The organism is Blautia sp. HCP28S3_G10 (assembly GCF_052065235.1).
GTDB lineage: Bacteria > Bacillota > Clostridia > Lachnospirales > Lachnospiraceae > Blautia_A.
In genome coordinates, this window is sequence record NZ_JBQHUL010000011.1 from 42,755 (window position 1) to 58,584 (window position 15,830).

Sequence of the window (15,830 nt, forward strand, 5' to 3'; positions counted from 1 at the left end):
CTATTATTATTCGTTACATCTATAATGAAATTATATCAGTCTACATAAAAAACAGTTGTTTTTTATGTACAAACGGAACTCTAAAAAGGAGGAAGGCGAATGAAACCAAAAGGAAAAAGAACACTGGCGTGGTTGCTGGCATTTACTGTGGTATTCAGCAGTAATTCATTTACTGTATTCGGAAGTGAATTTACTGATGATGAGGTGCAGGAAGCAATTCAGGCAGAAGAATCTGTAACAGAGGAAAGTATATCTGCAGAGACAGGAACAGAAGAACCGCAGGAAACAGCGCAGACAGATGCAACCCCGGAAGAGACAGCGGAGGGAGCATTAACAGAGAAATTTACAGATGATGTCCAGCTTCAGGAAGAAACAGAAGAGGGTTCTGAAGAAGAAATCCTGGCTGAGGACACGGAAGAAGTTTCTATGGAGGAAGATGCAGATGATTCTGAAGAGACTGTGATCGAAGAAGAGGAGGAACTTTTTTCAGCAGGTAATGAAGGAGTGGAAGAGAACGGAAATGAAGAGCCTCTTATCCGATTCACAAATGAGGATCTGCTGGACGGCTATCTTGCGACAGTGTACACAGAAGAAAATTATACACTGGCACTGGATACATCGAAGCTGACAGAAGGACAGGCTGTAGAATGGGAAATCGGATACAGCCATTATGTAAATGACATGCCTGAATTTGCAGAACTTCCTTCCATATTTGGAATTCAATTCTGGGAAGTAAAAGATTCTGAAAATAAAAACGAAAAACTTCTTGAACTTAACGGAGCGAAACTGGCAGAAGCGTATGAATGGCTCAGCAATACAATGGGTAATGATTACTGGTTTGAAGTAAATGCAAAAGTTTCGGTAGAAAATACAAACGATCCGTATGTGGCATTTGTGGGACTACGTTCCATGGAAACGCGTCGTGAAGTTCAGGGATTGCCGGAAAATGCGGTGCTTCTTGTAGGTGATGATGTGTCTGTAAGTTCATCTTATTCGTGTTTTTTACAGGACTCTGCGCACCCATTTCCGGATGGCGGTCCAGGGGACGCACATATCAGAAATGTGACAGTAAAGAATTTAGTAGACGAAAATACAGAAGATCAGGAAAATCAGGGCCCGGTATGTGAGAGTGCCGGAAGTGAAGCAACCGGCTGGATGATCACTGCACGAAACACAGGAACTGCAGAAGTAACATATGAATATACAGTAAATGACGGTGAAACTGTATATGAAGACAGATTTCTGATTTTTGTAAGTGAAGACAGATTTAACCTTGATATTCAGTATCCGGCATCTGGCTCAGAAATGCTTCCCGAGAGTGAAATCACCATTCCGGTTCACCTGTACCATGACTGGTATCATCAGAGTGAAGAAGGTGAAGAACGTGACGGAGAAGAAGTTTCTGAATGGAAACTGGAACTGGATCCGACAGAAGACGGCTGGTCTTATGATGAAGATGTTGTCAGTGTTGAGATAGACGAGGAAACTCATCAGCTGACAGTAACTTCAAAAGCACTTCCGGATGACAGGGAAGCAATGGGTACAGGAATCCGCCTGAAAGCATCTGTATATAATGAAGAAAATGAAGAATGGGATGCAGTTACACATCAGGAAATTGGGATCAATGTCCGCAATGAATACGATGTTATTTATCCGGAATTTCTTGATGAAGATCCTGAAGTTCTCGGAACTCTGGATCTGAACAGCAAAGATCTGGAAGTGAAACATTATAAAGCAGGCAGTGATACCACAACCAGAGAAGATATTACCTGGCGTCTTGAGTACGATGAGGAGGGCTGGGAAAAAGTAGAAACAGTAGAAACCGGAAAATATGGTCTCCCTGTTCTGAAACGTGTGACACCGGAGAGTACCTGGATCAGGGTATATGCAGTGTGTCAGGAAGGTTTGGAGATTGACCGGGAATTCAGATTTGAACAGCTGGATTATTCTGTAAGGTTTGAAAACATGAGAGACGGAGACAACAGTACATATCTTTTTGCAGGTGAATCATATGAACTGACCGTAGATACAGAGAATCTTGCAGACATGGAGAATGCAGAGCTTGGCTGGAGATTCGGATACAGGAACTGGGAGCAGGAAAACAGTGAGTTTATGCTTCTGCCTGATGATTTTGCAGAAACAGTTGGTGAATTCTGGAGATTTGATGATGAATCTGATAATAAACTGATCCTTGATGCAGGGAAACTTGCAAAAGCCTATGACTGGCTCTGGAAAAGAAACGGTAATGAATGCGGATTTGAAATCCAGGCAGTCGTATCTGTAGGGGATGAGGTTTACTGGGAAGAACCAGCAGGTATCCAGCCTGTACAGTACAATGAAATCAATTATGAGATTCCGGATCAGGACAGAGCTCTTTTACCGGGAGAAACAGCATGGATCGATAAGGAGTTTAACTGCTGGCAGAGAAATGCAGAATATCCGTGGGGCGGAGGCACACCGATCACGATCACAAAAATGATGATCTCTGATCCTGATGTGTGCAGTCTTGTGAAACAGAGCGGCGGATGGCTTCTGAAAGCAAAAGAAGAAGGAACCGCAAGGGTAGTCCTGAATTACAGAGACCTTAAAAGAAAATCAAGATCCGCTTCCTTTGAGGTACAGGTAACAAACAACGGAATTTACTGGATAGAGCTTGAATATGCAGACGATTATCAGAAACTTACGGAAGGTGAAAATATTGTCACACCGAAGGTATATTTCAAAGATCAGGATCATCCGGAAGGCGAAGTACTGGAAGAAGACTATGAGTGGGAAGAAGAGATTGATTATGACGGAGGCGTGTTTGAGAACATTGAGTGGACAGAGGATGGAAATCTGAAGATAACCGCAAACAATCCATATGGAGAAAGTAATGGACATATTCATCTGAGAGCTTTTTCCAGTGAAAAAGACTCTTATGGTGATCCATTGTGGAGTGCAGATGGAAACTTCAATGTATGTGTCACAGATCAGACCGGAAGAATCGTGCTGAAGGAAGTTCCGCAGAATGTAAAAACCGGTGAAAACCTGAACATGCTGGACTATGAACCGAAGGTAGTGGAATATAACGATGAAACCGGGAAATGGGAAGAAGTTCCGGCAAATGAGTATGAACTCCTTCAGTATCATGAGGAAAATGACTGGGATGTTCTGGCAGAAGCTCTGGTACCGACGCTTATTCGTAAAACTTCCAGACGTACAAATGTGAGACTTGTTGCATACAGACCTGGAGCGGACAGAGAACTTGCAACTGCAGATTATGAATTTGGTTCTGTTTATGATTCAGATGTGCAGTGCCAGCACAGATTTGATACAATAGAATCAAAAGAACCGACCTGCACAGAGACAGGATACCATCTGGTTAAATGTGATTACTGTGGAGAAACTGCAAAAGTGGAGATACCGGCGACCGGTCATGCCATGGAAACAAAGATTGACAGTCAGCCAGGCTGCGGTACAACAGGTAAACAGCATCAGGAGTGTAAAATCTGCGGAGCGAAACAGAGCCTCCCGGATATTCCTGCGACAGGCAAACATACCTGGGGAAGCTATCAGAAGACAACTGCGGCAACAGTCCTGAAACAGGGAACAGAAACAAGAAAATGTACAAAATGCAGTGCGACAGAGACAAGAAAAACAGCAACACTTAAAGCAACTGTTGAGGTACAGGTTTCCAGCCTTCCACTTCAGAAAGGCAAATCTGTAAATGTGGCAGTAACAGGAATGACAGGTGATGACTACCTTAAGTCAGTTACATCTTCTGATCCGGGAGCACTGAAAGCTGCAAAAGCAGGTAACGGTGCAGTAAAACTGAAAGCAGTGAAACCTTCCGGAAAAGTGACAGTGACTGTTCAGACAGCGGGCGGTGCAAAGAAGGTCATTACAGTGACATTGCAGAAGGGCAAAGTAAAAACCAAAAAGATCACAGGCGTGGCAAAGAAACTTATCCTGAAAAAAGGTAAATCCTCTGCTCTGAAAGCAGTACTCAGCCCGATCAGCAGTACAGAAAAGATTAAATATACAAGTTCCAATAAGAAGGTTGTGAAGGTGGATTCAAAAGGACGGATCAAAGCTCTGAAACCAGGAAAAGCGACTATCACGATCAAATCCGGCAAAAAGAAAATCAAATGTACTGTAACGGTTACAAAATAACAAAAAGTCTGAAGGCTCCGCTCCGGCGGAGTCTTTTCTGTGTCGCCAGTATGAACAAACATATAGAGCAGAACCGGCATACAATAAATAAAAAAGGAAGGAATATCATGTTTCCCATAGAAACAATTTCTGCCAGAATGCTGGATTATTATGTGGGACGCGAAGATGCGATGATCATAGATCTGAGGGAGGTCTCCTCTTATAATAAAAGTCATGTGAAGGGTGCCATAAATATACCATATGATCAGCTTGGAGAGAGCAGTGTCCCGGACAAAAGCCGGCTGCTGATTTTTTACTGTGACAGAGGCGGCGCAAGCATGGCGGCAGCCAGGGAATATGTCAGAAAAGGTTACCGAACCAGATCGGTGATCGGTGGTTTTCAGGCCTATCGGGGGCGAAATCTTGTGCAGCAGTGAACAGCACTGTCTTGTAATTTACGGATAATCATGATAAGGTAAAAAGGAAAAAAACAAGTTGCTGAAAACAGTAACAAAATGATTGAAAGATGCCAGAAGGAGAGATAATCAATGAAATACATGTTTGCATCCGATATACATGGTTCAGCATATTACTGTCGTAAGATGCTGGAAGCATATAAAGAAGAAAAGGCAGAGCGCCTGGTGCTTCTGGGCGATCTGCTTTATCATGGACCGAGAAATGATCTTCCGAAGGAATACGCACCGAAGGAAGTGATTCCCATGCTCAATGATATGAAGAATGAAATTTATGCAGTCAGAGGAAACTGTGAGGCAGAGGTAGACCAGATGGTACTTCAGTTTCCTGTAATGGCAGATTACTGTATCCTTGCAATTGACGGGCTGACTTTTTATGCCACACATGGACATGTCTATAATGAAAATAATCTTCCGCCTTTTAAAGAAGGAGATATTCTGATCCACGGTCATACACACGTGCTGAAAGCAGAAAAAAGAGACGGCTATATTCTTCTGAATCCGGGGTCTGTATCTATCCCGAAAGAGGGAAATCCACCGACTTATGCAGTTCTGGAGGATGGTGTTTTTACAATTAAAGATTTTGATGGAAATACCGTCAGAGAAATGAGGCTTGCATGAAATATATGGAACTGATCGCACCCTGCCACTTTGGTATGGAAGCAGTGCTGAAAAGAGAAATCCTTGATCTTGGTTACGAGATCAGTAAAGTTGAAGATGGAAAAGTTACTTTTATGGCAGACGCACCGGGAATCGCACAGGCAAACATGTTTCTGCGTTCTACAGAGAGGATTTTGCTGAAAGCTGGAGAATTCAAGGCAGTTACATTTGATGAGCTTTTTGAAAAAACAAAGGCCATACCGTGGGAGGAATATATTCCGAAAGACGGTAAATTCTGGGTAGCAAAGGCAAATTCCGTAAAAAGTGCCCTGTTCAGCCCATCTGATATTCAGTCGATTATGAAGAAAGCCATTGTAGAGCGACTGAAAGGTGTTTACGGAATTTCCTGGTTTCAGGAAGATGGAGCAAGTTTTCCGATCCGCGTTTCTTTTATGAAAGATATCGCAACCATTGGAATCGATACTTCCGGTGTTTCTCTTCATAAGAGAGGCTATCGTCAGATGACCGTAAAAGCGCCGATCACCGAGACGCTTGCCTCTGCACTGATCATGCTGACCCCGTGGAACAAAGACCGTATTCTTGTTGATCCTTTCTGCGGAAGTGGTACATTTCCGATTGAGGCTGCAATGATGGCTGCAGATATGGCTCCTGGAATGAACCGTTCTTTCCTCGCCGAAGACTGGAAACACATTGTTCCGCGTAAATACTGGTATGATGCGCTGGAGGAGGCACAGGATCGTGTGAATCTGGATATTGACACAGATATTCAGGGATATGATATTGATCCTGAGGCACTCAAGGCTGCCAGAGCCAATGCAAAAATGGCAGGTGTGGAAAAACTGATCCATTTCCAGCAGAGGCCGGTGAAAGAACTCCGTCATCCGAAGCCGTATGGATTTATTATTACAAACCCGCCATACGGGGAACGTCTCGAAGAAAAGGAGGCGCTTCCTGCTCTGTACCGTGAGATCGGAGAAAGCTTCCGAAATCTGGACAAGTGGTCCATGTATCTGATCACTTCTTATGACCGTGCGGAAAATGATATTGGAAGAAAAGCGGACAAAAACCGCAAGATTTATAATGGTATGCTGAAAACTTATTATTATCAGTTTCTTGGACCGAAGCCGCCGAGGAGGAATGGATAAATGAAAAAAGTTATTTTTGCAACAGGAAATGAAGGCAAGATGAAAGAAATCCGTGAAATTCTGGAAGATCTGGATATTGAGCTTCTTTCATTAAAAGATGCCGGAATCCATGCAGATATTGTGGAAGATGGTACGACATTCAGAGAAAATGCCCTGATCAAGGCAAGAGCGATCCGTGACCTTACAGGAGAAATTGTACTGGCGGATGATTCAGGCCTTGAGATTGATTATCTGAATAAGGAGCCGGGTGTATATTCTGCCCGTTATATGGGAGAGGATACTTCATATCATATCAAAAATGCGAATCTTGTAGAACGTCTGAACGGTGTTCCTGATGAAAAAAGAACAGCAAGGTTTGTATGTGAGATTGCGGCTGCTTTTCCTGACGGAACAGAAAAAACAGCAAGAGGAACCATGGAAGGCCGTATTGGTTATGAAGAAAGCGGCGAAAACGGATTTGGCTATGATCCGATTTTTTATCTTCCGGAATTCGGCTGCACATCAGCGGAACTTTCCATGGAAGAAAAAAACAAAATCAGCCACAGAGGGAAGGCTCTGCGTGCCATTAAGGACGCACTTCGATGAAAATCCTTGTAGTCAGTGATACACATGGACATGATGAAAATCTGGAGCAGGCGGTATACAGAGAAGCTCCTTTTGATATGTTGATCCACTGCGGTGATGTGGAAGGCAGAGAGATTTTTGTTGAGGCGCTGGCAGAATGTCCCTGCTGTATTGTTTCCGGAAACAATGATTTCTTCTCAGACCTTTCCAGAGAAGAGGAAATTGATATAGCAGGAAAGAAATTTCTGGTCACGCACGGACATTATTATGGTGTATCGCTTGATATTTTAGGAGTTGTGGATGAAGCAAGATCCAGAAACTGTGACGGGGTATTTTTCGGACATACACATAAGCCCGTATTTGAGAATGTAGATGGCATTCTTGCAGTGAATCCGGGAAGTCTTTCTTATCCGAGACAGGCCGGACGCAGACCGAGTTATGCAGTCCTGGAGACTACAGATGAAGGGCAGATAACCGGGGAGATAAGATATCTGTAGATTGTTATTGTATATGATTTTAACCGAACCAAGTAAGTCCCCTGCTTCAACTGCGAAAAGCAATAAGCAGTGGGTGGGGACTTGTCTGTATCAGGAGAAGTGCAAGCTCCTTCTGTAAACTTCGAAGCAGTTATTCGGTTATGAGCAAGTAGCAAAGCGGATTGCGAATATCCGCTTGACTAAAGTGGAGTATTTCTTTGCAACTGGTTGTTGCTTTTTGGCCAGTTGTGGAGAGATACTCTTTTTTGTTATAGAAAATTACTCCGTAATGTTCCAATGACGTAAAATTGATTTTTGAGGATGATTACTCAGGCAGAATTGACTGCGTTGGGACAGTACAGAGATTTTTGTCAGCCTCAATCAGATTAGAGAGCTGCGTTGACTGCAAATCGCAAAATATCAAAAGGAGTCAATCAAATTAAAGAGTTGAGCTGACTGCAAATCGCAAAAATATCAAAAGGAGTCAATCAAATTAAAGAGCTGCGTTGACTGCAAATCGCAAAAATATCAAAAGAAGTCAATCAGATTAGAGAGCTGCGTTGACTGCAAATCACAAAAATGTCAAAAGGAGTCAATCAGCTTGGAGAATTGAGTTGATCGCAAATCGCAAAAATGTCAAAAGAAGTCAATCAGCTTGGAGAAATGAGTTGACTGCAAATCGAGAATTTGAGGTTAGAGGTCAAGTAAATAAGAAAGGGAATTGACGGAAGTTCAGAATGTTGTTGCAGGTGGTTAAAGTAATATAAATATTACAAAAAAACGCTTTTTTATGTTGGAAAAACGCCATTCTCTATGATATTATTTTTATAAGAAATTATACAGGAGGAAGGCGTATGAAAAAGAAAAGAAGAATCCTTGCGTTTCTTATTGCCATGGTAATGATGATGACGGATGTATCCGGCATCTGGGCGGCCAGTGAGAACGTGCAGGATTACACATCGGGAACATAAGGATCTACAGAAGAAAAAGGTGAGCAGCAAAGCACATCTATGAATGTTGCCACGGAAGGAGAAGGGACGGTCGGTTCCCTTGTGTCAGAGGAACTCCAGCAGGAATTTACCAGGACACAGGCAGAAGCGTATATCAGTGATCTGACTGTGGAGGGAAAAATTGTGACTGTCAGTTATGTCACAAACGTACAGGCAGATCTTGTGACAGGAATCTTTACAGAAGATGGCAAGAGTCTTCTGGCTTCCGGCCATGCACTGGTAGAGCCGACGGAGCAGACAAGCGTGCAGATCGAACTCAGCGATACACCGCCACAGTATTTCAGGGTGTCAGCATATCTTCTTGATCCGGAGACAAGAGAACCTGTCTGCGAGGCATATGATTCCCAGTATTATACAAAAAATATTCAGGATCTTATGAGCAAGACAGCAGAAGATTTCGAGGAAACGGACCGCCTTGTGTATCTGGATACCGGCTCTGAGGAAAATCAGAACCTGAACTTCGCTGTATATAATGAAAGCATAGTGGTTTTTAATGAAGACGGAACGACTGATATCCTTACTAAAAATGCAGACGGAACCTGGACTTTTACCAATGCAAGTGCAAAGGCAAAATCGCTGAAAAAAGGCGATATCATTGCATATAACTACAAGTCAGGTCTGATGGATGCCTGCCGTGTAGCGAAAGTCACTGTAAAAGGAAATACAGTCACTGTCACAACAGGTGATGCTCTTTATATTAACGATATATTTGAGCAGTTCAGAATCCATACAGACGGAGACGACGGTGTAAAAGTCGAAAATGTAGATACCTCATGTATGAGCGAATATCTGACGTATAAAGGTCTTACAGACGGAAATACAGAAGAAGTAGATGTACAGTCAGAAGATGCTGCGGAGGCGGCAGGTGTTTCTTCGGATGTAACGTTGAGTGAACCTGTTGTAAAACTGGATATTTCAGGCAAGAATACCACATGGACTGCCAAAGGTAACCTGTATCTGGAGTGGGGTAAGATACGCGTGGATTATTCTTCGGCTTTCGGAAATTCTTATGTTCAGGTAAATATGGACTGGAGCATCAACTATAATTTTACTTTTGAGGGAACTACAGACGGAGAATGGGAATGGACCATGATGGAACTTACTTTTACTCCGGTAGTAGGCTGTGATATTGTTGTAATGCCTATTTTCTGCCTGGAAATAACAGGAAGTATCAGCGTATCTAGTAAGATTAGCGGCAGTATAGGGGTCAGACATGACGGAGAATGGAAAAATGCCTCCGAGGCGCCCAGAATGGAGAATAAGCTGAAAATCGAGGCCTCTTTTTTCATAGGAATAAAATTTAAGGTCGCAGTTAAAATACTTGATGAGATCGAAAAACTCAAATCAGAATTTTCATTCAGTGTAAAGGCAGGAGGTGAATTCAAGGTATCGAATACAATAGAATTGCCGCCGGACATGGATAACAAGAAGCACAGCTGTAAAGATGGACAATGCCTCAGTATTGTCATAAATCTGAAACTCAGCGTGACCCTGCAACTTGATGTTCTGAATGACAAAATGAAAACGGCGATAACACTTGCCACACTTACAGCAAATCAGGGAACTTATTTCTATTCCATTGATTACAGTGGTCTGGGCGAGGGAACGTGTCCTCATTATCTGTACAAAACATCTTTTACTGCATCAGATAAGGCAACGAAAGAACTGGTGGAAGGTGCCGAGATAAGCTTAAAACAGCTGAATGAACACAAGGAATGCGACGGAAAAGCGACTCGGAATGAGGATTGGACGACGCAGGGACTGATGAAAACAGATGCGAAAGGTGAATATTCAATTTTACTGGCGCCGGGAGAGTATGAGGCTGTTTTTGACAAAGGTTCTCTCACAGCAACAGAAAAATTCACAGTTGAAGCGGAAAGTGAAGAGCACGAGATCGTCATGGATGAGCGTGAGTACTCCATCACTTACAATATTAAAGACAAAAAAGGCATTGCCCAGCGTGGGGCAGAAGTCACTGCAACAGACAGCAAAGGCAACGTAACAAAAGTTACAGCAGATGGAAGTGGCAAGGCGAATTTCCAGCTGATCGGCGGAGCTTATGATATTGAAATCCACAATGGTGATCTGGAAAAGAAATTCAGTACAAAAGTCAGCAGGAATCTGGAAATGGACGTGAAACTTCACGGCCCTGCTTACAAAGTGACTGTATCTGTAGTGGATGAAAGCGGAAAACCGGTGACAGATGCCAGCATCGCAGGAATTGATTCAGAGAAAGAGAATGTACTGGATGACTCAGCTGTTACTGACGAAAACGGAAAGGCAGAAGTATATCTGGAAGACGGAGATTATACCATTCAGGCTGCAAGAACAGAGGGAAATCTGGAAGGCGAATCTTCTGTGGCTGTAAATGGCGAAGATCAGGAAGTGAGCATCACTGTTTATGGAAAACGTACTATTACTGTTCAGATTCAGGATGAATCAGGAAATCCACTGGAAAATGCCGGAGTAGTTGCTGTGAACGGCGATAAGAGATATGGCGGCATCAGCGACATGAACGGTAAAGCAGAGCTTGTCCTGGGTAGAGGCACCTGGGAACTGACCGGTACGAAAGGTGACCTCAGTGGAACCGGAACGGTAACAGTTGAAGATGTGGATAAGAGCGTTACACTGACATTGAAAGAAGCAGTATATGCAGTAACGATTGGCTTTAATGTACTGAGTGATGAAACCTATAAAGGATATACTGCAAAATTATACAGTGAGGATGGCAAACTGGTAGATGACTATGACAGTTGGGGTGAATGGGAATTTGAACTGAAAAAGGGCAGATATCTGCTGGCATTTGATCAGGCATGGAATTTGGTGAAGACAGGGCCTTATACTTCAAGACGAGAAGGGATTTCTGTCGGAACAACGAGCTGGATTCAGATTGACGGAGATACCACAACAACTGTTTATGGATTACAAAGTACAGCCAGTATCTCACAGTCTGGTGATACTCTTTATGTAAATGGAACAGGTGTGTTAGGTGCACTGCAAAAAGAAGCCTGTACAGCAGAAGTTAAAAAAGTTGTGATCGGCTCCGGAGTTGAATGCATAGGAAGTAATGTTTTCAAATATACAGACTGCAGCGGTGTGGAAGAAATAACAATTCCTTCATCAGTTCGAGTTATTGATGACAATGCTTTTGCCGAATGTATTTCTCTGAAAAATATGACAGTACCTTCTACTGTAGTTTATCTTGGATCCGGAGCAATCGCCGGATCACATATGGAAAATCTGAATTTATATGGTGCTTATACTTTGCATGCAGGTGAGTATTCAAATCCGGCTACATTTACAGGCTGGGCGGAAAATCTTACTGTCGGTGTGAAGAAAGTTGATGGCATTAATCTGGGCGTACATGCAAAAAACATTGTCTTTACAGATGAAGTTGAAGTGATGGAAGCTTCTTTTAGAGAGTCAGATGTTGAAACTGTTATCATGAGTGATTCCATCATGACGGAGCTGGCAGAGGAAGATTTTTATAATTGCGATAAACTTCAGAAGGTGAAATTACCATCAGGAATTACCAGCATCCCGGATTATGCGTTCCAGAACTGTACCAGTCTTACTGAAATTGAACTGCCGGAAAATATTTCGAGTATTGGGGAATTTGCTTTCAGTGGCTGTAGTACGCTTCTGAAAATCAGGATTCCTGATAAGGTTATGGAAGTAAAAAGAAGTACATTTTATAATTGTGCAGAACTTGAAAATGTAACGCTTTCAGAGAGTATTTCTACAATAAAGTCATATGCCTTTTATAACTGCAGTTCGCTTAAAAACATCAAAATACCGCAAAGTGTAAAAACAATAGGCTCCTCGTCCTTCATGAATTGTACATCACTTGATACCGTTGATATGACAGAAGCGACTGTTGAGAGTATTGATGTTTTAGCATTCAAAGATACTGGCCTTAAGAAGTTTACAATTCCGGAAATAGTTACAACAATGGGAGGAAGCAGTCTGTCCGGCGTGGCGCTGGATGAGCTGACGGTGCTTGGTTACGATGGATTTAACCTGCAAAGTCTTGGTGCCACTGCAAAGAAAATTATCCTGAATGTTCCAAAAGTTGTTAAAGCAGGAAATTCAGAATGCGAAACGATCATCATTGGAGAAAAAGTAAAAAGAATTGAAGACTACGCATTTAAAGGCGCTTCACACCTGAAAGAGATCGTCTGGCCGGAACATATGGAATATCTGGGCTATGTGGATTTTTCAGAGCTTACCAGTCTGGAAGAGCTTATTTTGCCGGATAAAATTGATGGGGCACTATTTGGAATCGATGACATGCCAGCATCTCTGAAAAGGGTAAAAATTTCTGAGGGATTTAGAACTATATATGGGGATGCTTTTGACAGATGTACGAATCTGAAAGAAATCCAGCTGCCTGCAAGTATTGAGACAATCTGGTATGATGCATTTAATGGATGCGAGAATCTGGAAAGCGTTACATTTAACGAGGGCTCTCACCTGAAGAGTATTGGAGCACGTGCGTTTAAAGACTGTACTGCACTGAAAAAGATTGCTCTCGGCAATGAAGTTGAAACAATATATGAAGATGCATTCATGGGCTGTACAAGTCTTACAGAGGCAGTAGTACCATCTGGCAAAACTTATTGCAATGGAAAGCTTCTGGACAGTTTCAGTACATCATGGGCTTTTGATGAATGCCCGAACCTTACAAGCCTGACACTTGGATCAGAAAATGTCGTTATGTCAGCCAATTCTACCATGACAGGGCTGAAAAAGATCACACTCCTGGATACCGTAAAAGAAATATCCAAAGGAACCTGCCCGAATGTGGAAGAAATCGTGATCCCTGCAAGTGTCAAAACAATGGAGCAGAGAGCATTTAATGGCTGGACAGGCCTCAGAAAAGTCACCATACTGGGGGACAAGATTCAATTGCCGAAGAGTTTATTTTCAGGCTGCACAGCTCTTGAGGAAGTGAATATACAGGGCGAAATCACAGATCTGGAAGATAATGTTTTCAGTGGCTGTAAAAATCTGAAAAAAATTGACCAGTCGAAACTTCTGAAACATATGTATGTGGTACCGGCCGGACTTTTCGGTGGTTGCAGCAGTCTGACAGAAGCAGAGATTCCGGATCACATCACTGAAATTGGAGCATCGGCGTACAGGAATTGTACAGGGCTGACAGAACTGGAACTGCCAGATCATATTACTGATATTAAAGAGGGCGCATTTGGATGCTGCACGAGTCTGACAGAAATAGATATTCCAAAAAGTGTAGAGAGTATAGGTGGAGGAGCTTTTTATGGCTGCCGAAATCTGAAATCTGTGTTCATACCAGCGTCAGTAACGTCCATTAGAGAAGCTGCCCTTGATAACAGATGGATAGAAAATATATGCTTTGAAGACATGCATACCTATTATGGAGGGGATATTCTGTCAATCGTGTATTCGTCTCAGGGAGGAGATATAGATCTCCGGCAGGAGAAAATGCGGGATGAAATATATTATGACAGACTGGATCAGGTACATGCACAGATGAAATCCATTAACATCTTTTATCCGGCAGGACAGACGGTAACAGAACAGGATAAAGAGCATCTTGGTCTTCAGTACTGCACCTGGATCCCGTATACAGGCAGTCTGGACGATCCTGAGGCGCTTATGGCATCAGAGGAATTACAGGCAGCAGTTGGTGCAGACGGCTTCTCTGACGGCCTCTCAGAGGCTGAGACAGGCACTGCAGAGCCGGAAGTGACAGAAGAGCAGGCAGAGTCGGAAGAAGTGATCATTTCTGATGAAGAAGAATCTGCCGAAGAGAGCAGCAGTGAAACCGGCGACGCTGATGACATCGGTGAGATTTCCGTTGATGAGGAATTTGGTGACGGAGAAGAACTGATCATTAATGAAATAGAAAAGCCTGTATTCGAGACAGCGGAGAACTTTACATCAGGTTCCGCAGTGCTGGAACTGAATGCAGCAGGGGAAGCAGTATCCGGTGTAATTCAGAAGCAGACATATACAGGTCTTGTTGAGAACAGCAATTGTTTCTTTGCAGTGGTTCGTGATAAGGAATCTGTGGATTTCTTCGCACCTTCCAATCTTCTCTTTATGACGCAGGCATTCAGTGATGATGACGGAAATCTGACGATCGAATACTGCACAGCAGATAATACAGGAATTCCGGTTCTGTACGGAGCTGAAAAATCTCTGGATTTAAGTAATGCAGAGATCACTGTAGAAGAAGGTCTGGCATATACAGGTCAGGAACAGAAACCGGCAGTGACAGTTGTATGCAGTGGCGAAACACTTACAGAAGGTAAGGACTACGTTCTGAGAGGCAATACAGCTGTTACAGATGCAGGAACTTACACCATAAAGATTGTCGGTCGAAATTCATACAAAGGCTTCGTAGAAAGAGAGTATCAGGTTGCGAAGGTGAAACAGAAGATCAGCACAGGTATGATGTCGCGAGAGCTTACAACCGGCAGCAGAGTGAGTCTCAGGGCAGCTGGTATCGGAACAATCTCGTATACTTCCAGACAGCCTGATGTGGCTTCTGTAGATGCCGGTGGAGTGATCACGGCAAAGAAAGCCGGTGTGGCTTCCATTGTTATCCAGGCTTCCGGTGATAAGAACCATATGTCAGCAAGAAAGAATGTAATTGTTTTTGTCAAAGCAGGAACAGGAAATAATGGAAATGCAGGAAATAATGGAAATGCAGGAAACAATGGAAACAACGGAAACGGTGGAAGTCAGAACACAGGAGGCAGTTCCGGAAGCGGAAGTGCCGCACAGAAACCGGCAGTGAAAAAATCTGTTATGAAGCTGAATGCTTCCAGCCTGGTTCTTCGGAAGAAACAGAAAACTTCCGCTCTGACAGTTTCCGGTATGGTGAGCGGTGATTACGTGAAAGCAGTAACTTCCGGAAATAAGAAGCTTGTTAAGGTAGTCAGATTTACGAAGAACGGAAAGATTATTCTGCAGGCACAGAAGAAGACCGGCAAAACGACACTTACTATTCAGCTTGCCAACGGAGCAAAGAAAACAATTAAAGTAAAAGTACAGGCAGGTAAGGTCAAAACCAGCAAGATCAGTATCACTAAAAAGGTGCGGATCAAAAAAGGAAAGAAACTGAAGCTGAAACCTGCTCTGACCCCGATCACAAGCCAGGAAAAAATTACTTTCACTTCCTCTAACAAAAAGGTAGTGACAGTAACTTCCAAAGGTGTGATCAAAGCGAAAAAACCTGGAAAAGCAAAAATCACAGTTAGATCAGGAAAGAAAAAAGTGACAGTCACAGTTACTGTAACAAAGTAAAAAACGGCTGAAAGCCAGCAAAATCAATAGTTTCCCCGGTATGGACAAATTGTCCGTACTGGGGAAATTGTTTAAATAATAAAAAAAATAAAAAAATTTAAAAAAAGGTGTTGA

General features: G+C 42.9%; 7 protein-coding genes. All 7 read left to right on the forward strand.

Annotated elements, in window-relative coordinates; genetic code table 11:
• The first annotated feature begins 99 nt into the window (after positions 1-99).
• The 7 genes from ACTNB8_RS06575 (at position 100) to ACTNB8_RS06605 (ending at position 15,716) form a co-directional block, all read left to right on the forward strand.
• Positions 100-4,152, forward strand: a complete 4,053-nt coding sequence (locus ACTNB8_RS06575) for an Ig-like domain-containing protein (RefSeq protein WP_441053314.1) — start codon at positions 100-102, stop codon at positions 4,150-4,152.
• Positions 4,153-4,259: 107 nt separating this feature from the next.
• Positions 4,260-4,568: a rhodanese-like domain-containing protein gene (locus ACTNB8_RS06580; protein ID WP_296158444.1), complete on the forward strand. Its 309-nt coding sequence runs from the start codon at positions 4,260-4,262 to the stop codon at positions 4,566-4,568.
• Between the two features lie 111 nt (positions 4,569-4,679).
• A complete protein-coding gene (gene yfcE / locus ACTNB8_RS06585) occupies positions 4,680-5,225 on the forward strand; it encodes a phosphodiesterase (RefSeq protein WP_441053317.1) in 546 nt (181 codons plus the stop codon).
• Positions 5,222-6,370: a THUMP domain-containing class I SAM-dependent RNA methyltransferase gene (locus tag ACTNB8_RS06590; RefSeq protein WP_296158442.1), complete on the forward strand. Its 1,149-nt coding sequence runs from the start codon at positions 5,222-5,224 to the stop codon at positions 6,368-6,370. The genes yfcE and ACTNB8_RS06590 overlap by 4 nt, the downstream gene beginning before the upstream one ends.
• Complete coding sequence (locus tag ACTNB8_RS06595) at positions 6,371-6,955, forward strand: XTP/dITP diphosphatase (RefSeq protein WP_441053320.1); 585 nt, start codon at positions 6,371-6,373, stop codon at positions 6,953-6,955.
• Positions 6,952-7,431 carry a metallophosphoesterase gene (locus ACTNB8_RS06600; protein ID WP_441053323.1) on the forward strand — a complete coding sequence of 160 codons (480 nt, stop codon included), beginning with the start codon at positions 6,952-6,954 and terminating at the stop codon, positions 7,429-7,431. Before ACTNB8_RS06595 ends, ACTNB8_RS06600 begins: the two co-directional genes overlap by 4 nt.
• Positions 7,432-8,420: 989 nt before the next feature.
• Positions 8,421-15,716, forward strand: coding sequence for a leucine-rich repeat protein (locus tag ACTNB8_RS06605; RefSeq protein ID WP_441053325.1), 7,296 nt, complete (start codon positions 8,421-8,423; stop codon positions 15,714-15,716).
• The last annotated feature ends 114 nt before the right edge of the window (positions 15,717-15,830 follow it).